24 protein-coding genes are annotated in these 24,199 nt (G+C 74.0%); 18 read left to right on the forward strand and 6 right to left on the reverse strand.

Annotation, left to right across the window (positions count from 1 at the left end):
- Positions 1-80: 80 nt before the first annotated feature.
- From ctaD to QSK20_RS20485, 4 genes are all read right to left on the reverse strand, one after another.
- On the reverse strand, positions 81-2,087 hold the full coding sequence (ctaD, locus tag QSK20_RS20470; RefSeq protein WP_285790200.1) for an aa3-type cytochrome oxidase subunit I: 2,007 nt from the start codon (positions 2,085-2,087) through the stop codon (positions 81-83).
- A gap of 98 nt (positions 2,088-2,185) precedes the next feature.
- Positions 2,186-2,914, reverse strand: coding sequence for an ATP-binding protein (locus tag QSK20_RS20475; RefSeq protein WP_285790201.1), 729 nt, complete (start codon positions 2,912-2,914; stop codon positions 2,186-2,188).
- A 112-nt stretch (positions 2,915-3,026) separates the two neighbouring features.
- Positions 3,027-4,181, reverse strand: a complete 1,155-nt coding sequence (locus QSK20_RS20480) for a glycosyltransferase (protein ID WP_285790202.1) — start codon at positions 4,179-4,181, stop codon at positions 3,027-3,029.
- Positions 4,182-4,218: 37 nt separating this feature from the next.
- Complete coding sequence (locus QSK20_RS20485) at positions 4,219-5,235, reverse strand: glucosyl-3-phosphoglycerate synthase (protein WP_285790203.1); 1,017 nt, start codon at positions 5,233-5,235, stop codon at positions 4,219-4,221.
- A 208-nt stretch (positions 5,236-5,443) separates the two neighbouring features.
- Between QSK20_RS20485 and QSK20_RS20490 the strand changes: the two genes are divergently transcribed.
- From QSK20_RS20490 to QSK20_RS20520, 7 genes are all read left to right on the forward strand, one after another.
- Positions 5,444-6,439, forward strand: coding sequence for a Gfo/Idh/MocA family protein (locus QSK20_RS20490; RefSeq protein WP_285790204.1), 996 nt, complete (start codon positions 5,444-5,446; stop codon positions 6,437-6,439).
- Positions 6,432-7,520 carry a zinc-binding dehydrogenase gene (locus QSK20_RS20495; RefSeq protein ID WP_285790205.1) on the forward strand — a complete coding sequence of 363 codons (1,089 nt, stop codon included), beginning with the start codon at positions 6,432-6,434 and terminating at the stop codon, positions 7,518-7,520. The genes QSK20_RS20490 and QSK20_RS20495 overlap by 8 nt, the downstream gene beginning before the upstream one ends.
- 141 nt (positions 7,521-7,661) lie before the next feature.
- Complete coding sequence (locus tag QSK20_RS20500; RefSeq protein ID WP_285790206.1) at positions 7,662-9,563, forward strand: ABC transporter ATP-binding protein; 1,902 nt, start codon at positions 7,662-7,664, stop codon at positions 9,561-9,563.
- A 130-nt stretch (positions 9,564-9,693) separates the two neighbouring features.
- Positions 9,694-11,988 carry an accessory Sec system translocase SecA2 gene (gene secA2 / locus QSK20_RS20505; RefSeq protein ID WP_285790207.1) on the forward strand — a complete coding sequence of 765 codons (2,295 nt, stop codon included), beginning with the start codon at positions 9,694-9,696 and terminating at the stop codon, positions 11,986-11,988.
- Positions 11,989-12,166: 178 nt separating this feature from the next.
- Entirely contained in the window at positions 12,167-12,907 is a 741-nt protein-coding gene (locus tag QSK20_RS20510; RefSeq protein WP_285790208.1) for a GAF and ANTAR domain-containing protein, read from the forward strand.
- 62 nt (positions 12,908-12,969) lie between these two features.
- Complete coding sequence (locus QSK20_RS20515) at positions 12,970-13,482, forward strand: DUF2231 domain-containing protein (protein WP_285790209.1); 513 nt, start codon at positions 12,970-12,972, stop codon at positions 13,480-13,482.
- A 156-nt stretch (positions 13,483-13,638) separates the two neighbouring features.
- Positions 13,639-14,397: a class I SAM-dependent methyltransferase gene (locus QSK20_RS20520; protein ID WP_285790210.1), complete on the forward strand. Its 759-nt coding sequence runs from the start codon at positions 13,639-13,641 to the stop codon at positions 14,395-14,397.
- 5 nt (positions 14,398-14,402) lie between these two features.
- On the opposite strand, the gene QSK20_RS20525 is transcribed toward QSK20_RS20520, so the two are convergent.
- Both QSK20_RS20525 and QSK20_RS20530 read right to left on the reverse strand, forming a co-directional pair.
- On the reverse strand, positions 14,403-15,359 hold the full coding sequence (locus QSK20_RS20525) for a DUF3500 domain-containing protein (RefSeq protein WP_285790211.1): 957 nt from the start codon (positions 15,357-15,359) through the stop codon (positions 14,403-14,405).
- A 50-nt stretch (positions 15,360-15,409) separates the two neighbouring features.
- Positions 15,410-15,802, reverse strand: a complete 393-nt coding sequence (locus QSK20_RS20530) for an ankyrin repeat domain-containing protein (RefSeq protein ID WP_285790212.1) — start codon at positions 15,800-15,802, stop codon at positions 15,410-15,412.
- A gap of 59 nt (positions 15,803-15,861) precedes the next feature.
- Here QSK20_RS20530 and QSK20_RS20535 point away from each other — a divergent pair, with 59 nt between their 5' ends.
- The 11 genes from QSK20_RS20535 (at position 15,862) to QSK20_RS20585 (ending at position 24,125) form a co-directional block, all read left to right on the forward strand.
- The gene (locus QSK20_RS20535; protein WP_285790244.1) at positions 15,862-16,239 is read left to right on the forward strand and encodes a cupin domain-containing protein; all 378 of its coding nucleotides are present in this window, start codon (positions 15,862-15,864) and stop codon (positions 16,237-16,239) included.
- A 200-nt stretch (positions 16,240-16,439) separates the two neighbouring features.
- Entirely contained in the window at positions 16,440-16,883 is a 444-nt protein-coding gene (locus tag QSK20_RS20540) for a cysteine dioxygenase (protein WP_285790213.1), read from the forward strand.
- 152 nt (positions 16,884-17,035) lie between these two features.
- Positions 17,036-17,512 carry a rhodanese-like domain-containing protein gene (locus QSK20_RS20545; RefSeq protein WP_285790245.1) on the forward strand — a complete coding sequence of 159 codons (477 nt, stop codon included), beginning with the start codon at positions 17,036-17,038 and terminating at the stop codon, positions 17,510-17,512.
- 46 nt (positions 17,513-17,558) lie between these two features.
- Entirely contained in the window at positions 17,559-18,152 is a 594-nt protein-coding gene (locus QSK20_RS20550; RefSeq protein WP_285790214.1) for a winged helix-turn-helix domain-containing protein, read from the forward strand.
- Between the two features lie 263 nt (positions 18,153-18,415).
- Positions 18,416-19,024, forward strand: coding sequence for a winged helix-turn-helix domain-containing protein (locus tag QSK20_RS20555; RefSeq protein ID WP_285790215.1), 609 nt, complete (start codon positions 18,416-18,418; stop codon positions 19,022-19,024).
- A gap of 225 nt (positions 19,025-19,249) precedes the next feature.
- On the forward strand, positions 19,250-19,882 hold the full coding sequence (locus tag QSK20_RS20560; protein WP_285790216.1) for a nucleoside/nucleotide kinase family protein: 633 nt from the start codon (positions 19,250-19,252) through the stop codon (positions 19,880-19,882).
- A 129-nt stretch (positions 19,883-20,011) separates the two neighbouring features.
- Positions 20,012-20,410 carry a TraR/DksA family transcriptional regulator gene (locus tag QSK20_RS20565; RefSeq protein WP_285790217.1) on the forward strand — a complete coding sequence of 133 codons (399 nt, stop codon included), beginning with the start codon at positions 20,012-20,014 and terminating at the stop codon, positions 20,408-20,410.
- Between the two features lie 58 nt (positions 20,411-20,468).
- Positions 20,469-21,341, forward strand: coding sequence for a DUF72 domain-containing protein (locus tag QSK20_RS20570; RefSeq protein WP_285790218.1), 873 nt, complete (start codon positions 20,469-20,471; stop codon positions 21,339-21,341).
- 500 nt (positions 21,342-21,841) lie between these two features.
- Positions 21,842-22,270 carry a DUF2267 domain-containing protein gene (locus tag QSK20_RS20575; RefSeq protein WP_285790219.1) on the forward strand — a complete coding sequence of 143 codons (429 nt, stop codon included), beginning with the start codon at positions 21,842-21,844 and terminating at the stop codon, positions 22,268-22,270.
- Positions 22,271-22,601: 331 nt separating this feature from the next.
- Entirely contained in the window at positions 22,602-22,844 is a 243-nt protein-coding gene (locus QSK20_RS20580) for a hypothetical protein (RefSeq protein ID WP_285790220.1), read from the forward strand.
- Between the two features lie 6 nt (positions 22,845-22,850).
- Positions 22,851-24,125, forward strand: a complete 1,275-nt coding sequence (locus QSK20_RS20585) for a cupin domain-containing protein (RefSeq protein WP_285790221.1) — start codon at positions 22,851-22,853, stop codon at positions 24,123-24,125.
- Positions 24,126-24,199 lie beyond the last annotated feature (74 nt).

Raw genomic sequence — 24,199 nt, forward strand, 5'->3', positions numbered from 1 at the left:
GGTGCACCCGCGCCGCCGCTGGCCGGCGTGTTCGGCTGGCCGGCACCACGGGTGAGTGGCGTGGTGCCGGCCGGGTCGGGTCAGCGCTCCGACGGCGGGTGGTCGCCGGGGCCGCGTGGGTGCCGCCAGCGGTCGTCACCGTCGGGCCCCTGCTGGGAGCCGAAGGGGTTCTCCGGCTCCTCGGTTCCCTCGAAGCTGGGCCGGAGCACCTCGTCCGGGTCCGGCACGTCCACCGGCCGGGCGCCGGACTGGGGCGCCGGGTGGTAGGCGGCCGCCTCCCGCGCCCCCTGCGCGCCCGCGGCGCTCGGGGATTCCGGCATGTGCCGCTCGTGGTGCAACTCCTCCCGCAACTGCTGGGGTGGGCGGGTGGACCGCTGCGGCAGGTCACGGCCGAGGTCGGAGACGAGCGAACCGTACTTGGCGTCGAACGCGGGGCGCTCGGAGCGGATCCGGGGCATCCGGTCGAAGTTGCGTAGCGGGGGCGGGCAGGTGGTGGCCCACTCCAGAGAGTTGCCGAAGCCCCACGGGTCGTCCACCGTGACCATCGCCCCGTACCGCCAGGACTTCCAGGCGTTCCACATGAAGAACAGGGTGGAGATGCCAAGGACGAACGAGGAGACCGTCGACACCGTGTTCAGGGTGGTGAAGCCGTCGGTGGGCAGGTAGTCGGCGTAGCGGCGGGGAAAGCCCTCGGCGCCCAGCCAGTGCTGCACCAGGAACGTGCCGTGGAAGCCGACGAACATCGTCCAGAAGTGGATCTTGCCCAGTCGCTCGTCCATCAGACGGCCGGTCATCTTCGGCCACCAGAAGTAGAAGCCGCCGAAGAGCGCGAAGACCACCGTGCCGAAGAGCACGTAGTGGAAGTGGGCCACCACGAAGTACGTGTCGGTGAGGTGGAAGTCGGCCGGTGGGGAGGCCAGCAGCACCCCGGTCAGCCCGCCGAGCAGGAAGGTCACCAGGAAGCCGACGGCGAAGAGCATCGGCGTCTCGAAGGTGATCTGCCCCTTCCACAGCGTGCCGATCCAGTTGAAGAACTTCACCCCGGTGGGTACCGCGATCAGGTAGCTCAGGATGCTGAAGAACGCCAGCAGCACCTGGCCGGTGCCGAACATGTGGTGCGCCCAGACGGTCATCGACAGGATGGTGATCGCGATGGTCGCCCCGACCAGCCCCTTGTACCCGAAGATGGGCTTGCGGGCGAAGACCGGGATGATCTCGGTGATGATGCCGAAGAACGGCAGCGCGATGATGTACACCTCGGGATGGCCGAAGAACCAGAACAGGTGTTGCCAGAGCAGCGGGCCACCGGTGTCCGGGTCGTACACGTGGGCGCCGAGGAGACGGTCGGCGGCGAGCGCGAGCAGGGCGGCGGCCAGCAGCGGGAAGACCAGGATCACCAGCACGCTGGTGAGCAGCATGTTCCAGGTGAAGATCGGCATCCGGAACATGGTCATGCCCGGGGCGCGCAGGGTGAGCACGGTGGCGATCAGGTTGACCGCGCCGAGGATGGTGCCGAGCCCGGAGATCACCAGGCCGATCACCCACAGGTTCCCGCCGATCCCGGGGGAGTGCTGGACCCGGCTCAGCGGCGTGTACGCGGTCCAACCGAAGTCGGCCGCGCCGCCGGGGTTGAAGAAGCCGCCGAGGACCATCAGCCCGCCCAGCAGGAAGAGCCAGTAGGCCAGCGCGTTCAGCCGGGGGAACGACACGTCCGGCGCCCCGATCTGGATCGGCACCAGGTAGTTGCCGAAGCCGAACGCGGCCGGGGTGGCGAAGAGCAGCAGCATGACCGTGCCGTGCGCGGTGAAGAGCTGGTTGTACTGCTCGGGGGAGAGGAACTGCATCCCCGGCCGGGCCAGCTCGCCGCGCATGAGCAGGGCCTGCACCCCGGCGACCAGGAAGAAGCCGAACGAGGTGAGCAGGTAGAGCAGTCCGATCTGCTTGTGGTCGGTGGTGGCGAGGAAGCGGGTCAGCTTCCCGCCCGGCAGCGCCGGCCGGACCGGCCCCGGGTAGCCGCCGAACCGTGCCGGGGCGAGGATCGCCGGTCCCCGGTCGTGACCCGGCCCCGTGGTGGTCGATCTGGTCATGCCGTTTCTCACCCCGCCCGCGCGCCGGATAGGACGGGCGTGGCTACCCGTCGCCTTCCTTATGAAACCAGGCGAGAAGGGAAAAATTAGGCGTAATGCTACATGGCGGGAAGCATCGCCCAGACCACCTTGCCGTCCCCGGCCGGTGAGCTGCCCCAACGCTGGGTCAGCTCCCGTACCAGCAGCAGTCCGCGCCCACCCTCGGCGCTGTGGTCCGGGTCGGCGGGCCGGGCGGCGGCCCGGCTGCCGTCCACCACCGCGACGTGCAGGTACGGCCGGCGCAGCGTCAGGGTGACCTGCATCGGGGTGCCGGCGTGCCGGACCACGTTGCCCACCAGCTCGCTGAGCACCAGCGTGGTCGGGCCGACCAGCTCCGGCACGTTCCACCGCCCGCAGGCGTCCCGGGCCAGCTCCCGGGCCCGACGACAGGCGTCCGCCACCGGCTGGAGCCGGGCCCGCAGTCGGGGCGCGGCGGTCGCGTCGATCTCCCGGCCGGCCTCGGCGCGGTCCCGGCAGACCGGCAGCACCCGGCAGGCGGTGGACTCGGCGAGCCAGCTCGCCGCCTCCGGCGGCGGGGCGCAGAGCACCATCGGTACGGCCGGCCAGTCGGCCGCCTGGCGGGCGGCGGCGACGAAGACGGAGAGCGCCAGCCGGTCCCGGACGGTCACCCCGGCCAGGTCGACGACGAGCGCGTCGGGTTGGGCGGTGAGACAACGGTGCAGTACGGCGTGCACGGACCGCATGGTCCCCACGTCGAGGGTGCCGGCGAGCCGGACCTCGGTCACGGGCGAGTCATCGCGTACCTGGCAGGTGATCCGCCTCGACATGGGCTCGCTCCGTACGTGCCTGGGGTCCGTTGTTCGGTGATCGAGAAGTACCCCCGGCCGGCGTCTCGAAACGCCGGCCGGGGGCACCCGCCGCAGGGGCCGGAGACCCGGTTCAGACCGGCTGCAACCGGGCCGAGGCGAGCTGTCGGACCCGGTCGTACAACTCGACGTACCGCTGCGCCATCACCGCCGGGGTGAACCGGGCGGCGGCCTCCCGCCGGCACTCCTCCGGGTCGATCCGCCCGGCGGCGAGCACCAGCTCACCGAGCCGCTCCTCGTCGTGGGTGAGCAGACCGGTGCGCCCGTCGTCGATCAGTTCGGGCAGGCAACCCCGCGCGGTGGCGACCACCGGGGTGCCCAGCGCCAGCGACTCCACCACCGCCGTGCCGCCCGGCTCCTCCCAGCGCAGCGGGAACAGGACGGACCGGGCGGAGGCCACCAGGTCGTCGCGGTCCCGACCGGCCACCGTGCCCACCCAGCGCACCCGGTCGCCGTCGACGTGTGGGGCCACCTCGTCGAGGAAGAACCGCACGTCCGGGTTCTGCCGCGCCTCGTCGCCCGCCGCCGTCAGGTCCTCCGGCCGGTGGTACGGCCCGACCGGGCCGGCCAGCACCAGCGGGAAGGCGTACCGGTGGGCCAGCCGGGCGGCGACGTCCTGCCCCTTGCCCGGGTTGATCCGGCCCAGCACGACCACGTGGTCGCCCTTGAGCGGACGGGGTCGGCGGTGGGCGTCCACCGCCAGCGGGGTGGCCAGGTGCACGTGCCCCACCGAGTGGTCACGCAGCGCCTGCGGGGCCCGGGCGAGCTGGGCGGCGGAGACCCCGTTGACCCGCACCCGGGCGCCGCCGTCGAGGTGGCCGTAGAGCGCGGGATGCTTGGCGAGGTCCCAGTGCAGGGTGTGCAGCGCCGGTGGGGCGTCCGGGCCCATCGCGGCCAGGGTCGCCAGCCCGACCGCCTCCACGTGGTCGTGGACCAGGTCGACGTCGTCGCGGGAGCGCAGCTCGCGGGCCACCCCGGCCAGGTGCGCCTGGGCCACCCCGCACACCTGGTTGTACGGGCGTTGCAGCGCGGAGAACTGCCCGTCGGGGAAGACCGACACCAGTTCGTCGACCGGCAGGGCGCTGGTGCCCACCGAGGCGAGGACCACCCGCACCCCGAGCCGGCGCAGCTCCGGCACGAGCGTGGCGACCACGTTCTCGATCCCGCCGTACCCCGGAGGGGGCACGGACAGCCAGGGGCCGGCGTTCATCAGGACGGTGAGGCTCATGGGGTCTCCCTCTCCAGGGCGCCGGCTCGGCGGACGGTCACGCCGCCGCCACGCGGCGACGGGGAACGAGGTGGCGCAGGTCCGCCAGGGGCGGACGTTCCTCGATCGAGACGTCGTTGACCACGATCTCCCGGTCGAGGTTCGGCAACGTGTCCGAGCCGCCCCGCCGGAACTGGGTGAGCAGCTCGGCCGGCCGGGCGTCGGGATTGGCCCAGCCGCGTCGTTGCAGCCGGGACCAGACGGTGAGCATGATCTGCGCCGACATCCGCCCGAGGGCGGCGGTGTCCTGGTGGCGGTGCTTGCGCTCGCCCAGGTCCACCTGGGCCAGCGCGTCCAGGCCGACCAGCTCCAGCAGGTCGATCAGCATGGCCGTCTCCACGCCGTAGCCGGAGACGAACGGCACCCGGGACAGCACCTCGCGCCGCCCGGCGTACTCCCCGGCCAGCGGCTGGACGAAACCGGCCAGCTCGGGCCAGAAGAGGTTGAGCAGCGGACGGGCCATCAGCTCGGTGACCCGGCCGCCCCCGTCGGGCTCGACGCTCGCCGGACCGACCAGCGGCCGGTGGTAGAAACCCTTGACGAAGTCGACGCCGGGGTCGGTGAGCAACGGCCCCAGCAGTCCGGTCACGAAGTGCGGGCGGAACTCCCGCAGGTCGGCGTCGACGAACGCCACCACGTCCCCCCGCGCGGCGGCCAGCCCCGCCCAGAGCGCGTCCCCCTTGCCGGTCAGCCGGGGCAGCGACCGGGTCATCTCGTCCTGGCCGACCACCTCCGCCCCGGCGGCGCGGGCCACCTGGGCGGTCCGGTCGGTGGACCGCGAGTCCACCACGATCAACTCGTCGACCAGCGGCACCCGGTCGACCAGGTGCTCCCGGATCGTCGACACGATCGCGCCGACCGTGGCCTCCTCGTTCCGGGCCGGCAGCACCACGCTGACCCGGCAGTCACCCTTCGCACGGACGAGCTGCCGCGCCGTCCACTCCTGCGCCGAGCTGGTCCGGTAGGTGGCCCATGCCTCGACCACCGGTGAGACCACCGCTTGCGTGTCCCGCACGGGCACACCCCCATATCCGCTGCCGTCCGCTCGTAGGTCGTGCGCGGGACGTGGCGTCGGGTCTTCCCAAGCAGGACCACCGACTAACCGCATTCCCACCCCCATCTTGATCAGAGGGCCCAACCATCCCGATTTCCCCCGGGTGAACGTTTGTGCCCCGGACCACCCGGGCAGTCCCTGCGGCAGGGACACGCGGCGGGAGGCTCGGATGGGTGGATGTCGGGTGGGACTGGTGGGCGCCGGCGGGGTCGCGCAGCGGCACGCCCGGGTGCTCAGCGGCTTCGAGGACGTCGAACTGGTCGGAGTGACCGACGTCGCCCACGAGGCGGCGAGCGACCTCGCCGGCCGGTACGGCGCGCGCACCTACCCCGACGTCGGGGACCTGCTCGCCGCCGGCTGCGACGCGGTCTACGTCTGCGTGCCGCCGTTCGCCCACGGGCCGGTGGAGGAGGCGGTGATCGACGCCGGGGTGCCGATGTTCGTCGAGAAGCCCGTCGCGGTCGACCTGGACACCGCCGAGCGGATCGCCGAGCTGGTCGCCCGGCGCGGCCTGCTCACCGCGGTCGGCCACCACTGGCGCTACCTGCACGTGGTGGAACAGGCCCGCGAACTGCTCGCCGACCGCCCGGTCCGGATGGTCAGCGGCAGCTGGCTGGACAAGGTGCCGCCGGTCGCCTGGTGGACCCGGCGGGACCGTTCGGGCGGGCCGGTCGTCGAGCAGGCGGCGCACGTACTCGACCTGATCCGGGTCCTGGCTGGCGAGGTCACCGAGGTAACCGCGTACGGCGACGGCACGCCGCCGCCGGTCGACGAGGCGGACATCGACTCGGTCACCGTGGCCGCGGCGCGCTTCGCCAGCGGCGCGGTCGGCACCCTCACCGCCGCCTGCGTGCTCGGCTGGAAACACCGGGCCGGGTTGGAGATCGTCGCCGACAGGCTGGCGCTGACGCTGGCCGAGGACGGCCTGACGGTGTGCGACGCCGACGGGGAACGCCGGTTCGGGGCCGATCCCGACGGGGCTCGGGTCGCCGTCGACCGGGCCTTCGTCGACGCGGTCCGGGGCGTCGGCGACGACGTGCGGGTCCCGTACGCCGAGGCCCTCGGCACCCAGCGACTGGCCTGCGCGGTCGCCGAGAGCGCGCGCACCGGCCGGCCGGTGGCCCTGCCCACGCCGAGTCGGATGGGGGTGACCGTCGGTGCGTGAGCGGGTCGTGGTGGTCAGCGGCCCCGGGCGGGTCGAGCTGGTCGAGCAGGACGCCGCCGAACTGCGCGACGGCGCCTTCCGGGTCGAGACGCTCTACAGCGGCGTCTCGGCCGGCACGGAGCTGAGCTACGTCAAGGGCACCAACCCGTACCTGCACGTCACCTGGAACGCGGACCTCGGTCTGTTCCAGCCCGGCGGGGCGGCCAGCCCGTACCCGGTTCGGCGGCTGGGGTACATGCAGGTCGGCCGCGTGGTGGAGAGCGCCACCCCGGCGATCCGGGTCGGCGCCGTCGGGGCGATGACCTACGGCCACCGCACCGGGTACGTGGCCGACCCGCTCGCCGAGCGGTTCGTCCCGCTCCCCGACGACCTCGACCCGCTGCTCGGCGTCTACGTCGCGCACATGGGGCCGATCTGCGCCAACGGTCTGCTGCACGCCGCCGCCGACCTGCACGGCACCGACGTCCGGTCGCTCGGCGACGGGGTGGCCGGTCGCCGGGTCGCGGTGGTCGGCAGCGGCGTGGTGGCGCTGCTCACCGCCCTGTTCGCCCAGCGGGGCGGGGCCGCCTCGGTGGTGGTGCTCGACCCGACCCCGCAGCGCCGGCGGGTCGCCGAGGCGCTCGGCCTGGAGACCCTCGACCCGGACGCGGACGACCCGGCGGTGGTGCTCAAGACCCGCTGGGCGCACGGCCCGGGAGACCGGGGCGCGGACGTGGTGTTCCAGTGCCGGGGGCAGGCCTGGGCGCTGCATCTCGCGTTGCGCCTGCTGCGCCCCCAGGGCACCGTCGTCGACCTGGCCTTCTACCAGGCCGGGGCGGACGAGGTGCGGCTCGGCGAGGAGTTCCACCACAACGGGCTCGCGCTGCGGTGCGCGCAGATCGGCCGGGTGCCGCGCGGGCTCGCCCCGACGTGGGACCGGGAGCGGCTCTCCGCCGAGACGGTCGACCTGCTGCGCTCCCACGGGGACCTGATCCGCAAGCACCTGGTCTCGGCGACGGTCCCGTTCGACGAGGCCCCGACCCTGCTCACCGACCTGGCCGAACGACGCCGCCACGAGCTCCAGGTCGTGCTCACCTGCTGAACCTGTTGGGGTGGTTGCAGGGGACCCTTCCTACCGCTTTTTGACGAGCAGGGGTCCCCTGCAACCACCCCAGAGCAGGGCAACGACCACCCGAAGGGAGGGCGGCACGGGGCGGATGCGCGTGGCGGCTACCGTGGTCCGGTGACCACCGGAGCCGCTCCGCGTGTCGGACTCGCCGCCCTCCTGCCGTACCTGCGCACCCACCGGGGGACCCTCGTCGTGGTGGGGGTGTTGTCGCTGCTCGGTGCCGCGTCGGCGCTCGCCCAGCCGCTGCTCACCCGGTCGCTGCTCGACGCGGTCTCGGCGTCCCGTCCGGTGGGTTCCCTGGTCGGCGTGCTCGTCGCCGCGCTCGTGGCCGGGGCCGTGCTCTCCGGGTTCCGCGACTACCTGCTGCAACGCACCGCCGAGGGGCTGGTGCTCACCACCCGCCGCCGGCTCGCCGGCCACCTGCTGCGGCTGCCGATCGCCGAGTACGACCAGCGCCGGACCGGCGACCTGCTCTCCCGGGTCGGCTCGGACACCACCCTGCTGCGGGCGGTGGTCACCTCGGGCCTGTTCGAGCTGGTGACCGGGGTGGTCACGGTGGTCGGCGCGGCGGTCGCGATGGTCCTGCTGGACCCGTTGCTGTTCGGGGTGACCCTCGCCGGGGTGGCGCTCGGGCTCGGCTTCGCCCTCACCGTGGCCCGGCGGGTGCGCGACCTGGCCCGCGCCGCCCAGGAACGGATCGGCGAGATGACCTCCGCCGTCGAGCGGGCCATCTCCGCGGCCCGGACCATCCGGGCCAGCCGGGCCGAGGAGCGGGAGACCGGCACCGTCGTGGCCAGCGCGGAGCAGGCGTACGCGGCGGGGCTGCGGGTCGCCCGGGTGCAGGCGGTGGTCGGCCCGATCGGCTCGATCACCGTCCAGGGGGCGTTCCTGCTGGTGCTCGGGGTCGGCGGGGCCCGGGTGGCCGCCGGCGTGCTCAGCGTCGGGGACCTGGTCGCCTTCATCATGTTCCTCTTCTTCCTGGTCCTGCCGCTGGGGCAGGCGCTCAGCGCGTTCACCCAGCTCCAGACCGGTCTCGGCGCGCTCCAGCGGATCGAGGAGATCCTCACCGTGCCGGTCGAGGGCGCCGCCGACGCGCACCGCCGGACGGAACCGGCCCCCGTCGCTCCGGCCGTTGCCGGGGAGGGCCGATCGGCTCCGGCCGCTTCCGGGCGTCCGGCTCCGGCCGCTCCGGCTCCGGCCGCTTCCGGCAACGGCCGTCCCGCTCCGGCCGTGGTCGGGAACGGCCGTCCGACCTCAGCCGCCTCCGGGGACGGCGGGCCGGTGCCGGCGGCGATCGAGTTCGACCGGGTCGGCTTCGGCTACCCGGGTGGACCGCCGGTGCTGCACGAGGTCAGTTTCACCGTCCCCGCCGGGACCCGGACCGCCCTGGTCGGCCCCTCCGGCGCCGGCAAGTCCACCCTGCTGGCACTGGTCGAGCGCTTCTACGAGGTGAGCGCCGGCGCCCTGCGGCTGGACGGGGTGGACGTGCGGGACCTGCCCCGCGACGCGCTGCGGTCCCGGCTCGGCTACGTCGAGCAGGAGGCCCCGGTGCTCGCCGGCACGCTGCGCCAGAACCTGCTGCTCACCGCCGCGGACGCCACCGACGAGCGGCTGCTGGCCGTCCTGGACGAGGTCAACCTCCAGCACCTGGTGACCCGGACCGACGAGGGGCTGGACGTGCCGGTGGGCGAGGGCGGGGTGCTCCTCTCCGGCGGGGAGCGGCAGCGGCTGGCCATCGCCCGGGCACTGCTCGCCGGGCCGCCGGTGCTGCTGCTGGACGAGCCGACCAGCAACCTCGACGCCCGGAACGAGGCGGCCCTGCGGCGGGCGATCGACGCGGTCGCCGTCCGGCGGACCCTGCTGATCGTGGCGCACCGGCTCTCGACGGTGGTCGACTCCGACCAGATCGTGGTCCTCGACGGTGGGCGGGTGGTCGCCGCCGGCACCCACGACGAGCTGACCGGCAGCAGTCCGCTCTACCGTGAGCTCGCCACCCACCAGCTCCTGGTGAGCTGAGCGCGCGCGGTCCGGCCCCGACGACGACCACTGTCGATCTCCGCCCCGGAGGGCGGCGCGGCGACACTCCGGGGCCGGGCGTGGCGACCGGGCCGCACGAGCCGGCCCGGGTCGCGTACCGTTGCCGCTCATGGGTGTGTCGCAACGGTTGAAGAGCAGGTTCCGGCGCTTCCTCCAGCGTCCGGGCAGCACGGTTGACCTGGCTCCGTTGGAGAAGCTGCTGCCACAGATCGAGGCGCGGGAAGAGGACCTCGCCGCGCTCGACGACGGCGAGCTGACCGAGGCCGCGCAAGCCGCCTCCGGGTACGTCGAGATCTGCGCGATCGGTCGCGAGGCCGCCCGCCGGGGCCTCGACCAGCGTCCGTACGACGTGCAGCTGCTCGGCGCGATGGCGCTGCTCTCCGGCAAGGTCGCCGAGATGGCCACCGGTGAGGGCAAGACGCTCACCGCGACCGTCGCCGCGTACGGTCACGTCCGGCTCGGCAACGGCCCGGTGCACGTGCTCACCGTCAACGACTACCTGGCCCGCCGGGACGCCCAGTGGATGGAGCCGGTCTACACCCTGCTCGGCCTGACCGTCGGCTGGGTCAACGAGGCCTCCACCCGTGAGGAGCGGAAGGAGGCGTACGCCCGGGACGTCACCTACGTCTCGGTCAGCGAGGCCGGCTTCGACTACCTGCGCGACCAGCTCGTCACCGACATCGACGACCGGGTGCAGCCGCCGCTGCGCACCGCGATCGTCGACGAGGCCGACTCGATCCTGATCGACGAGGCCCGGGTGCCGATGGTGCTCGCCGGTGCCGTCCCGGGTGAGCAGGACCCGGTGCACACCGCCGCCGCGGTCGTGCGCGGCCTGCGCAAGGGCAAGCACTACACGGTCGCCGAGGACGGTCGCAGCGCCGCCTTCACCAGCGCCGGCCTGGCCGCCGTCGAGGCCAAGCTCGGCGAGATCGACCTCTACGCCGAGGAGAACGTCGCGCAGCTCTCCGCGGTGAACGTGGCGCTGCACGCGCACGCCCTGCTGCACCGGGACGTCGACTACATCGTCCGGGACGGCACGGTCGAGCTGATCGACGAGATGCGCGGCCGGGTCGCCCAGCGCCGCCGCTGGCCCGACGGGCTCCAGGCGGCGGTGGAGGCGAAGGAGGGGCTGGACGCCACGGCCGAGGGCGAGGTGCTCGGCACCGTCACCGTGCAGGCGTTCATCGGCCTCTACCCGAAGGTCTGCGGGATGACCGCCACGGCGGTGCTCGTCGGCGACCAGCTCCGCGAGTTCTTCTCCCTCGAGGTCGCGGTGATCCCGCCGAACACCCCGTGCGTGCGGGAGGACGAGCCGGACCGCATCTACGCGACCCGGGCGGAGAAGGAGGAGGCGCTGATCGACGAGATCAAGCGCTGCCACTCCGCGGGGCGGCCGGTGCTGGTCGGCACCCTCGACGTCAAGGAGTCCGAGCAGCTCGCCGCCGGGCTCAACGCGGCCGGCGTGCCGTGCGCGGTGCTCAACGCCAAGAACGACGACGAGGAAGCGACGATCATCGCCGAGGCCGGCGCGTACGGCGCGGTGACCGTCTCCACCCAGATGGCCGGTCGGGGTGTCGACATCCGGCTCGGCGGCAGCGACCAGGCCGACCGGGAGCGGGTTGCCGAGCTGGGCGGCCTGTACGTCATGGGCAGCGGCCGGCACGACAGCCGCCGGGTCGACGACCAGCTCCGGGGCCGGGCCGGGCGGCAGGGCGACCCGGGCGCGTCGGTCTTCTTCGTCAGCCTGGAGGACGACCTGGTCGTCCGGCACGCCGGCGACAGCGTCCCGGCGTCGCCCCGGATGAACGCCGACGGTCTGGTCACCGACACCCAGGTCGACTACGCGGTGGAGCACGCCCAGCGGGTCGCCGAGGGCGTCAACCACGAGATCCACCGCAACACCTGGCGGTACAGCGTGGTGATCGAGCAGCAGCGCAAGGCGCTCGCCGAGCGGCGTGAGCGGCTGCTGACCAGCGAGGTCGCCGCGCTGATGCTGCTGGACCGGGTGCCGGAGAAGGCCGGCGAGATGGACGAGGACCTGCTCACCCGGGTCGCCCGGTCGATCGCCCTCTACCACACCGACCGGCTCTGGGCGGAACACCTGGCCGAGCTCTCCGAGGTCCGCGAAGGCGTGCACCTGCGGGCGCTGGGGCGGCTGGACCCGCTCGACGAGTTCCACCGGGCCGCCGTACCGGCCTTCAACGCGCTGATCCCGGAGATCGAGGCGCGGACCATCGCGACCTTCACCGAGACCGAGTTCGACGAGGACTGGGAGCCGGACGCCGGGCAGCTCGTCCGCCCCAGCGCCACCTGGACGTACCTCGTGCACGACAACCCGTTCGGCTCCGAGCTGGACCGGTTGATCGCTTCGGTGGGACGGCGGCTGAGCAGCGGTTCCCGCTGACCCTCCGGGCCCCTCCCGACGTGGGCCCACGTCGGGAGGGGCCCGCTTTACCCCGTTTCGGGACGGGTTCCCGGGGGTAGTAGGGCGGGTCCGTTGAGTCGGTGAGACGAGGGAACATGAGGATGCTGGCGGTGCGGGGAGCGGCGTCCGGCGCGGTGGCGACGGAGGCTGCGCCCCGGTGAACCTGGATACACACGAACCGGTCGCGGAGAACCTGGGCGTGTTGGAGACCGCGGCGCTGCTGCGCGAGCTGACCGCCGTCCTGCTCGACACCACCGACTTCGACGAGGCGTTGACCCGGCTGGTCATCGTCGCCCGGGACGCGGTGCCGGGGGTGACCTGGTGCGGGTTCACCGCGCTGCGGGCCGGTGAACCGGCCGGTGTGGCCGCCTCGGATCCGCGCCTGGCCGAGCTGGACGACCTCGGGCACGGCCCCGACTCCCCGGCGATGAGCGCCGTCCACCGCCGGGAGATGGTCCTCTCCGCCGACCTCGCCACGGAGGAGCGCTGGCCGGCCTGGACGGCGCGGGCCCGGACCCTCGGCGTCCGGGGGGTGCTCGCCGCGCCGGTGGACGTCGACGACCACGTCATCGGCGCGATCAACCTGTACGCCGACACGCCGGACGCGTTGACCGCGCGACGTCAGCTCACCGCCATGCTCCTGGCCGAGCACGCCGGGTTGCTGCTGGCCGGGGTGCGGGGCCGGGCGAGACGGACGGCGCTGGCCGACGAGATCGACGAAAGTCTTCTCCAGGAGGGTGTGGTCGGGCAGGCCATCGGTGTCATCATGACCCAGCGGGGCTGTCCCGCACCGGAGGCGCTCCAGGTGCTGCGCAGCGCCGCCTCGGCGCTCTCCATCCCGTTACGGGAGGTCGCCGAGCGGCTGGTGGTCACCGTCTCCCGGTCCCGGGGGGCCTGATCGTTTCGTCGTGCGGTGCCCGGGTAGCAACCCGGAATCGCCGCCGAGCCGGGGGAGGGGACATGCAGAGCCGACTGAGGGTGCACGGCCACCCGATCCAACCCATGCTGGTGACGTTCCCGTTCGGACTCTTCGTCTGCGCGACCCTGTTCGACCTGTTCGACCTCGCCGGCGGGCCGGCCTTCCTCGGCGAGGTGGGCTACTGGACGTCGGTGGCGGCGTTGGTCGCCGCCGCGATGACCGGGGTCGCCGGAATGGTCGACCTGTGGGACGTGCCGGCCGGTCGCACCCGGCGCGCCGCGATCAGCTTCAACGTGGTCAACGTCGCGATGGCGGCGATCTTCGTGGTGACCTGCCTGGTCCGGGCCGACGCGCCACACCGGGGGGCCTCCGCCGCGCTGTTCGTCACCGAGTTGGTCGCGCTCGGGGTGGGCGCGCTCGGGGTGGCCCTTGGCGCGCACCTGGTGCGGGTCTTCGACCGGGGTCGCGCCGAGGCCGGCGGCCTGGAGTCGCTCGGCGCCGTGGCCGGGTCCACCGTGGAGCTCACCCGCCCCGCCGCCCGTCCGGTCAACTGACCACCGCCCCGCTCGGGCGGCCCCATGAGCACCGCCCCCGTTCAGGCAGGCCCATGAGCATCGCCCCTGTTCAGGCGGGGCCCATGAGCACCGCCACCGCTCGGGCGGGACGGAAACCCGTTGTCGGGGCCGGCCCGGATGGCCGAGACTGCCCGGGTGTCCGCCACCGACTTCGACGAGCTGGTGACCGAGGGGGCTGCCGTCCCCGTCCAGGGCTGGGACTTCTCCTGGCTGCACGGTAGGGCCAGCGAGGACCGCGCCCCCTGGGGCTACGCTGCCCTGCTGGCCGACCGGATGGCGGACGCCGGGGCCGCCCTCGACCTCGACACCGGCGGTGGTGAGGTGCTCGCCGGGATACCCCGCCCACCCCGCCTGCTGGTCGCCACCGAGGCGTGGCCGCCGAACGTCGAGGTCGCCCGCCGCACGCTGCGAGGTCTGGGCGCGACCGTGGTCGCCGTCGCCGACCGGCCACCGCTGCCCTTCCGGGACGCCGTGTTCGACCTGGTGACCAGCCGGCACCCGGTGCACACCTGCTGGCCCGAGGTGGCCCGGGTGCTGCGCCCCGGCGGACGGTACCTTTCCCAGCAGATCGGCGCCGGTACGGTCCGGGAACTGTCCGAGGCGTTCGTCGGCCCTCGTCCGCCGCGGGACAGCCAACGACCGGAGATGGCCGCCGCGGCCGCCCGGGCCGCCGGGCTGCGCGTGGTCGACCTGCGGGCGGCCACCCTGCGGACCGTCTTCCGCGACATCGCGGCGGTGGTCTACTTCCTGCGCAAGGTGGTCTGGACGGTCCCGGACTTCACCGTGGACCGGTACCGCCCGCAGTTGCGTCGTCTGCACGAGCGGATCGAGGCCGAGGGGGAGTTCGTCGCCCACGCCCGACGGTTCCTGATCGAGGCGGTCAGGCCGGACTGAGCGGCTCAGCCGTCGTGGCGGTGGGCCTCGGCGTGGTGGGCGGCGAGCAGGTCCGCGCCGAAGTCGGCCGACGGGCGGCGCAGCACGGTGTGCGCGTGGTTGCCGTCGGCGGCGGTGTTGTCGTACTCGATCAGCAGGTCCTCGCCCTGGACCCGGTAGTAGTGACGGAGCCCGGGCGCGGTCGGTCCGGCCCAGGCGAAGTGCAGCTCGTCACCGTCGAGCCGGCGGGCCTCCCGGGCGGCCAGTTCCGGCGGGAGCCGGTCCAGGTAGAGGGCGACCAGTTGGTCGAGCAGGGCCCGCCCGGTGGGCCCGAGCCGGCTGGCGGGCACGCCGAGCGGGTCGATGCGTCCGGGCGCGGTCGGGCGTGTGGCGCTGATGATGTCGTCGGGGGCGTGGTCGTCCACGACGGCGGCGGCCCGGGCGGGCGCGCCCATCGCGTCCAGCAGGGCCCGCGCGAGGTCCTCCTCGGCGGCGAGGGGCCGGGAGACCGTCCGCCCGGCGTGCCGGACGGCGGCGGGGTTCGCGCCGAGGAAGAGGGGAGCGGCGGCGACCTGGTCGTCCACCACGGTCATGCTGACCGACAGGTGGTGTCCCTCGACCCGCCAGGACCACCGGTCGTCGCGCGCCGGATCACCGAAGACGGCCACCCAGTAGTCGGCGCTGTGCCGGCCCCGGCGCCATCCCTCCGCCCGGTCGAGCACCTCCTCCAGGGACATGATCGCCATGGCCTGGGCGTACGCGTGCGGACTCAGCGCGGTGGCGAGCAGGCGGTGGGTGGCCTTGCGGCCGGCCCGGTCGAGGTCGGCCAGGCAGACCCCGGCCCGGGGACGCGGCCGGTACTCCAGGCGGCGGCGGGCGTCGTCGTCGAAGGGGTGGGCGACGCGGGTGCGGGCCGGGCCGTCGAGGGCGGCCAGCAACGTCCCGGCGGCGACGCGCATCTGTTCGGGCAGGGGATCCTCCACGGTCTCCTGTATACCGGGTGCGCGCCCTGCCGTGCCGCCGCCGCGACGGTTCACTCGCGGCCGAGCAGCGCCAGCATCTCCGGCAGGTCGAAGAAACGGGCGGTCTCCGTCGCCGAGGGGCTGCCGTGGTCCGGGTCCGCGCCCGCGTCGAGCAGCGCCCGGACGGCCGGGCCGTTCTTCCGGAACACGGCGGCGGCGAGCGCGGTCTGCCCCCGGTCGTTGGTGCGGCCGGGGTCGGCGCCCCGGGCCAGCAGGGCGGCCACCGTCTCCGGGTGGGCGTGGTACGCCGCGAGGATGAGCAGCGTGTCGCCCTTGGCATTGGTCAGGTTGACCGGCAACCCGGCGTCGACCTGTCCGGCCAACTCCCCGGTGACGCCGCCCCGGGCCAGGTCGAACATCCGGTGGGCGAAGGCGATGGTCTCGTCGTCGAGTTCGTCCGTCACCGCACCAGCCTAGTCACGCCGGGCTGTTAACCTGCTGCGCCTTGACGGACGGGGAGGACATGGACGAGAGCGTGTACGTGGGCAACGCGGGTGTGGACGGGGCCGGGGAGGGCGGCTGGCTGCTGGGCCACTTCAGGCCCGCCGGGGATCCGCGCCACAGCACCGACGTGGAGGTGAAGTGGGGCGTGCACGCGGCGGGGGAGAGCCGGTCCCGGTGGGCGACCGACGAGTGCCGTACCGCCCTGCTGGTGCTGGTCAGCGGAGCCTTCCGGGTGGAGTTGCCGGATCGGACGGTCCGGTTGCGCGAGCCCGGTGACTACGTGCTCTGGGGCCGGGGCGTCGACCACTCCTGGTACGCCGAGCGGGAGTCGGTGCTGGTCACCGTCCGCTGGCCCTCGGTGCCCGGCTACCGGGTGGACCCGCCGGTCCGGCGCTGACGTCCTGGAGGCGGGGTGGGGGTGGGGTGGGGTGGTAGCAGGGGTCCCCTGTTACCGCTTTTTGTCGAGGAGGGGTCCCCTGCAAACACCTCAGCCCCTCCGCGACCGCCGTCCCAACAGCTGGGAAAGCATACTAATCCGCTAGGTTTTAGCGGTTATTCTGGGTGCGCTTTCGTCGCCCAGCGTCACGAGGAACCGCCATGGACCGTCCGCACGAAACGGACCTGCTCGCCGTCGCCCGCCGGCATGCCGCGTCGCGACCGCCGGTCCGCTTCGACCCCGTCGAGCGGTGGTACGCCCGGCTCGCGGCCGGGGTGGACCACGAGGTCTGGCTGCTCAGCTGGCTCCCCGGGCAGGGCACCGACCTGCACGACCACGGCGGTTCCTCCGGCGCCTTCCTGGTGGTCTCCGGCGTCCTGACCGAGGAGGTCGTCTCCGGTGGGAGCCTGCGTCCCCGGCCGCTCACCGCGGGAACCGGCCGGCGGTTCGGCCCGCGCCACGTGCACCGGGTGACCAACCGGGGTGACCAGCCGGCGGTGAGCCTGCACGTCTACCGCCCCGCCCTGCACCGGATGACCCGCTACCGCCTCACCGACGGCCGACTCCGGGTCGCCGAGGTCGCCCTCGCCGGCGTCGCCTGGTGAGGGCCCTGAACCCCGTCGCCCGCCCCGTCGCCCGCCCCGTCGCCCGGCCCGGCGTCGGCGACTCCCGTCGTACCGGAGGACCCACGATGCGCCCGACCCCGCACTGTCCGCCCGGCCCGTCCACCGCGACGCGTCCCGACCCCTCGGTCACCGTGCCCGCCGGACCGGCCGTCGCCGCGCCCCCGGGCTCCCGGGGAATCGACGAGATCCTCGCCGACGCCCGGACGCGGCTGCGCCGGCTCGACCCGGAGGGGGCCCATCTGGCCCACCGGCGCGGCGCGCTGCTGGTCGACATCCGCCCGGCCGCCCAGCGGGCCGCGCACGGCACCGTCCCGGGCGCGCTGGCGGTCGAACGCAACGTCCTCGAGTGGCGCTTCGACCCGCGGTGCGCCGCCCGGCTGCCGCAGGTCGTCGACTACGACCTGCGGGTCGTCGTCCTCTGCCAGGAGGGCTACACCTCGTCGTTGGCCGCGGCCGCGTTGCAGGAGATCGGCCTGCGCCACGCCACCGACATCGTCGGCGGCTTCGCCGCCTGGTCCATCGCCGGGCTACCCACGCTCGGCCCGACCGTCCTGAGACCGCCGGCGTCATCCGTCGCGCCGGTGGCAGTCCGACCCACGCCGCTCTGACCGCCGACCCCGGCGCGTCGCGCGGCACCCCGAACCGGGAGGCAGCATGTCCGTCTTCGCCACGTCCGCGCATCCGTACCCGATGCCCCGCCTGGTCGCACCGCCGCGACCCCGGGCGACGCCGCTGGTGACCATCACCGTCGACGTCGCACCCGGTGCGGTGACCCCCCGCCTGGTCGAACTCCTCAACGAGTTGGCCGCCACCGGCGAGGGGGTGCTGCGGGTGCACGGGACGGAGTCGGACCGTCCGGCGCCCGCCGTCCCCGCCGTGGTGGCGTCCCGACCGGAACCGGCGTCCCGACCGGAACCGGCGCCCCGGCCCCGCCGGCCCGGCCCGGACACCCTGGTCCTCTCGGTCGCCGCCCGGAACGCGCGCCGGGGCTCCCGACCGGTGGGCCTGACCCGCATCGAGTTCGACCTGCTGCTCTTCCTCGCCGAGCACCCGCGGCGCGTCTTCACCCGGCGGCAACTGCTGGCCGGTGTCTGGGGGCACGAACACTCCGTCACCCGAACGGTGGACGTGCACGTGCGTCGCCTGCGCGCCAAGGTCGGCGACGACGTCCCGCTGGTGACCACCGTCCACGGCGTCGGCTACCGGCTCGCCGACGACGCCCCGGTGCTCATCGACCGCGACCACTGAGCCCTCTCCGGCCGGGCCGGATCTCCCCAAGCGCCGCCATAAGGATGTGAAAGCCGCAGGGCACCCCCGCATCGGGTCATCCCGGCGCTTCTGCTGTAATCATCAAGCGCCGTACGCAGAGCGAGCGGTCGGCTCCGATGCGTTCGCCGATTGTCACATTCCAGCAACACGGCCGCCCTTGATTCTCGTACGGGGACCGGGAAATATCGATCACAGGAGCGTTCCCGGGCCGTGGGGAGACACTGGACCAGCCAAGGAGGACCATGTCGGTCAGCCCCGCCTCGTCGCGCGCCGGATGGCATACGTCCCAGCCCGTGGTCCCCGGTCGTCCTCCCGCCGGGCAACGTCGTCCCTCCGGCACAGCGGCCCCGGTCCTCACCGTGACCCTGTCCATCCCGCTGGCCTCCGAGGAGGCGCTGACCCCGCCCGCCCGCCGGCTGCTCGAGGCGGCCCGGGAGTTGTTGGAGCGGGGGGAGGGAATCGTCACCACCGGCCCCGCCCCGGAGCGGCGGCCGGATCCCGTCCCGGCCGGCCGGTCGTCGTCCCGCCCTCCGGCCGCGCCCACCGTGCCGGCGCTGCACATCCTCGCCGCCTCCCGGTCGGTGCTGCGCGACGGGGAGCCGCTGCCCCTGACCCGCCTGGAGTTCGACCTGCTGCTGCACCTGGTCGCCCATCCCCGACGGGTCTTCACCCGGCTGCAACTGCTCAACGCCGTCTGGGGGTACGAACACGCCGGGGTGCGCACCGTCGACGTGCACGTCCGGCGGTTGCGTGGCAAGGTCGGGGTGGACGTCCCACTGGTCACCACGGTCTACGGGGTCGGCTACCGGCTCGCCGACGACGCCCGGGTGACCGTCGACCGCACCGGCTGACGCCGTCCGCCTGCGTCGACCGCAGCGCCGGACGCGGGTTCGGGCCCGGCGGGCCGCACCCGTCGTGTCCGTCCGGCTCGGTCGTGTCCGTCCGGCTCGGTCGTGTCCGTCCGGTCCCGTCAAGGCTGTCCGGCTCGGTCGTGGCCGTCCGGCTCGGTCTAGGCTGTCCGGCTCCGGTCGAGGCGTCCTCGGGGCCGCCCCGGTCCGGTCCGGCACCATGGTCGGATGCGGATCCGACCCATCTCACCCGAACGGCTCGTCGTCGCGTTGACCGACCGGCTGGTCGGCACCCCGGTCGCCGGACGCCTACGGGTCGCGGTGGACGGCCCGCCCGCCGCCGACCCGGACGTGCTGGCCGAGGCACTGGTCGACCCGCTGCGCGCCGCCGGTCGCCCGGTGCTGCACGTCCGCACCACCGACTTCCTGCGGCCGGCCTCGGTCCGCCTGGAACACGGCCGGACCAACCCCGACAGCTACTACCTCGGCTGGTTCGACGAGGTGGGGCTGCGCCGCGAGGTGCTGGACCCGGCCGGCCCCGACGGCACCGGCCAGTTGCTGCCGTCCCTCTGGGATGCCGGCACCGACCGGGCCAGCCGGGCCGGGTACGTGCGTCTGCCACCCGGCGGCGTGGTCCTGGTCAGCGGACCGCTGCTGCTCGGCGGCGGGCTGCCCTTCGACCTCACCGTCCACCTGGTGCTCTCGGCAGCCGCGCTGCGCCGCCGGACCGATCCCGAGCAGGCGTGGATCCTGCCCGCCTTCGCCCGCTACGCCGAGGAGGTCGCCCCAGAGTCCTTCGCCGACGTGGTGGTCCGTGTCGACGATCCCCGGCACCCGGCGCTGGTGGAGGCCGCCGGGTGAGCCGACGCCGGAAAGTCGCCGGTTTGATCGCCGGTGGGCGCGGGTATTCGCCCGGCTCACAAGCGGACCGTCGCCGGGCGTACACCCGGCTACCCGGGGTCCAACGAGCCCGAGGAAAGGCAGACAGCGATGCTCGTCCACGACACGGTCGGTACGGGGCGCTCCCAGGAGGAGATCGACCGGATCCGCCTCGCCCTGCAGGCCCGCTACGACGAACTCTCCGGCGAGTACGAGCAGACGATGCAGGAGAGCCAGGTGCTCCGGCTGGTGGAGGTCGGTGACACCGCCGGGGACGACCAGGCCGACAGCGGCACCAAGACGGCCGAGCGGGACACCGCGCAGTCCCTGCTGCGGACCATCCTCGACCGGCGGGCCCAGTTCGAGCACGCCCTGGCCCGACTCGCGGAGGGCACGTACGGCCACTGCGAGGGCTGCTCCGATCCGATCCCGGTCGAGCGGCTGGAGATCTTCCCCTCCGCCACCACCTGCGTCGCCTGCAAGCAGTCCCGGGAACGGCGGGCCGCCTGAGTCCCGGTACGCCGCCCACCGCCCCGGTCGCGTCGCCGGGGCGGTGGAGTTGACCGCCGTGGGTCGCATCCTGGTCGGCACCGCCTCCTGGACGGACGCCACCCTGCTGGAGTCGGGGTGGTATCCGCCCGACGCGGACACCCCGGAGAAGCGCCTGGCCTACTACGCCAGTCGTTTCTCCCTGGTCGAGGTGGACGCCACCTACTACGCGCCCCCGGCCGAACGGACCGCCCGGCTCTGGGCCGAGCGCACCCCGGCCGGGTTCACCTTCAACGTGAAGGCGTTCAGCCTCCTCACCGGACACCCGACCCGGGTGTCCGCCCTGTACCGGGACCTGCGCCCGGAGACGGAGAAGCGGAACGTCTACCCCGGTGACCTGACGGCCCAGGCGTACGAGGAGGTCTGGAGCCGGTTCCTCACCGCCCTGGATCCGCTGGTCGCCGCAGGCAAGCTCGGCGCGTTGCTGTTCCAGTTCCCGCCCTGGTTCACCATCCGGCGGGAGAACAAGCAGTACCTGTTGGAGGTGTCGCGACGGTGTGCCCCGCTGCGGCCGGCCTTCGAGTTCCGGCACGCCTCCTGGTTCGCCGGGGACAACGCCGACGAGACCCTCGACTTCCTGCGCCGGCACCGGCTGACGTACGTCTGCGTGGACATGCCCCAGGGGCACCGCTCGTCGGTCCCGCCGGTGCTGGCGGCCACCGCCGACCTGGCCGTGGTCCGTTTCCACGGCCACAGTGACCGGTGGACCAGCAAGGACATCCACGAGAAGTTCGGCTACCACTACTCCGACCCGGAACTGCGCGCGTGGGCGCCGAAGCTGCGTGAGCTGGCCGGTCAGGCCGAGCGTACGCACGTGCTCACGAACAACTGCTACCGCGACTTCGCCCAGACCAACGCGGCCACCCTGGCCCGCCTGCTCGACGTCGGCTGAGCCCCGTCCACGCCGTCGCGCCGCCCCGCAGCCCCCCGCCCCGCAGCCCCGCAGCCTCGCCCCGCCCCGCGGCCCCCCACCCCGCAGCCCCACCCCGCAGCCCCGCTCCGCGCCGCGGCCCCCCACCCCGCAGCCCCGCTCCGCGCCGCGGCCCCGCCATCCCCACCGCGTCGTCGCACGGAGCCCGGAGTTCGCGCCGCCGACGTGGTTCACCCGGTCGGGGTGACGTCGGCTCACCCGCTCCCCGGCGATGGTGGCGATGGTGTGCGGTTACCGCCGCGCACGTCGCGACGACGCGGGGACGGGGGTGGCCGTGATGACGGTTCGGGTCGTACCGGACCACCGGCATCTGGTGCACGTGGCCGGAACACGGGCGCAGCCGTCCGGGTGCGCGGCCCAGCGCCGCCGGATCGCTCCGACCCGGCAGTGGCGGGGTCCGGCCGCGCCGCCGCGACGCGACGACCATCGACGGTGGGAGACCGACGGACGGGGGTGGGCACATGGCTAACGAACCGAACTCGGTGTTCGAGTCATCGCTGGACAAGACCAATCTGATCCTCAAGGACATCGAGCAGGCCTACGGTTGGTCGAAGGACCGCCGTAACCAGTCCTTCGCGGCCCTGCGTACGGTGCTGCACCTGCTGCGCGACCGGATGCCGGTGCAGGAGAGCGTGGAGTTCTCCGCGCAGTTGCCGGTGCTGGTCCGGGGGGTCTACTTCGACGGCTGGGACCCGTCGAACGTGCCGGTGAAACTCAACCGGGACGACTTCCTCTACGAGGTCCGGCGGGGCGTCCCGTACGAGACGGACGGTGGCCCGGAACGGGTCGTGCAGGTGGTGCTGGACACCCTGCGCCGGCACGTCACCCAGGGCGAGTGGGACGACGTGCGTGCCACCATGCCCCAGGACCTGGCCCGGATGATTCCCTGAGCGACCGCACCGACCCCGACGACCCGCCGATCCCGGCGGGTCGTCGGGGCGTTCCGTTCCGGGGCCGCCCTCCGGCCGCCGATCATGGAGTTGTGGTGCCACTGCTCGTGGCAGTCGTGCGGGTTCGGGTGGTGCCCGAAGTCCATGATCGACGGGCGCGGGGGTCGCCCCGCCCGGGGCGGCGGTTCGCCCCCGCCGGTTGGCCGGAATCGCCGGTACACCCGGAAAGTGCCGCCTACCGTGTGGTTAGAGAAGATCGCGCGGCGGGTACCACCGGCTGCACGACGCACCCCCGACCCAGGTCGGGGCGGCACATCCCGAGGGAGCACCGATGGCACTGAACGACGACGACATCACCACGACCGGCGGAGGGGGCGCGGAGGGTCCGGCCGACGGCGGCGCGACCCCCGGCAAGCAGGACGGTGGCGCCGACGGTGGCGCGGAGGGTCCGGCCGACGGCGGCGCGACCCCCGGCAAGCAGGACGGTGGCGCCGACGGTGGCGCGGAGGGTCCGGCCGACGGCGGCGCGACCCCCGGCAAGCAGGACGGTGGCGCCGACGGCGGCGCCCGGTAAGCGGCGGTGACGACCATCGACCCGCCGGGCGGCCACGGCCGCCCGGCGGTGCCGTCCGCCCCCGCCACGGCGCTCGCCCGTTGCGTGGCCGTCGAACCGGCGAAGTTCGCCGCCGCCCACTGGGGGCGTACCCCGTTGCTGTCCCGCGCCGACGAACTGCCCAACCCGGCCGGCTTCACCGACCTGTTCAGCCCCGCCGACGCCGACGAACTGCTCAGCCGGCGGGGGCTGCGTACCCCGTTCCTCCGGATCGCCCGCGACGGCGAACTCGTGCCGGCGGCGCAGTGGACCGGCGGTGGCGGGGCCGGTGCCGAGATCGGCGACCAGGTCCTCGACGAACGGGTCCTCGCGCAGTACGCCGACGGCGCCACCCTGGTCCTCCAGGGGCTGCACCGCACCTGGCCGGCGCTGATCGACCTCGCCCGCGACCTGGGCCTGGCCGTCGGACAGCCGTTGCAGGTCAACGCCTACCTCACCCCGCCGGGCAACCAGGGCTTCGCCACCCACTACGACACCCACGACGTCTTCGTGCTCCAGGTGGACGGCCGCAAGCGCTGGCGGATCCACCCGCCCGTCCTGCCCGACCCGCTGGAGCGGCAGCCCTGGGGTGGCCGGGCCGACGAGGTCTCCGCCACCGCCGAAGGGGCCGCCGCGCTGGACGTGGTGCTCGCCCCCGGCGACGCGCTCTACCTGCCCCGGGGCTGGCTGCACAGCGCCCAGGCGCAGGAGTCCAGCTCGCTGCACCTGACCATCGGCGTCCGGGCGCTCACCCGGTACGCCATCGTCGAGGAGTTGCTCGCTCTCGCCGCCGAGGACCCCCGCCTGCGCGCCACCCTCCCGTTCGGCGTCGACGTGGCCGATCCCGACGCGATCGAACCCGAACTGACCGAGACGGTCGAGGCGTTGCGGGACTGGCTGCTGCGTGCCGACCCGGAGCTGCTCGCCGGCCGGCTACGGCAGCGCGCCTGGCCCGCCGCCCGGCCCGCGCCGATCCGACCGCTCGCCCAGGCCGCCGCGATCCGTGAGCTGACCGTCGAGAGCACCCTCACCGTCCGGCCCGGACTGCGCTGGCAGCTCGTCCCGGACGGCCCGGAGCGGATCGCGCTGCGCGTCTTCGACCGCACCGTCGGGCTGCCGGCGCAGTGCGCCGAGGCGGTACGGGCACTGCTCACCGGCGCCGTCCGGCGGGTCGGCGACCTGCCCGGTCTCGACGACGACGCCGACCGGCTCGTCCTCACCCGACGGCTGCTCCGGGAGGCCGTGCTCGTGCCGACCGCCTGACCCGGCGCACCACCATCCCGCCCGGCGCACCACTTCCACGGTCGGCGGATCACCGCACGTCCGGCGCTCCCGGC

Origin of the sequence: Micromonospora sp. NBRC 101691, from assembly GCF_030269285.1 — a bacterium.
GTDB lineage: Bacteria > Actinomycetota > Actinomycetes > Mycobacteriales > Micromonosporaceae > Micromonospora > Micromonospora echinospora.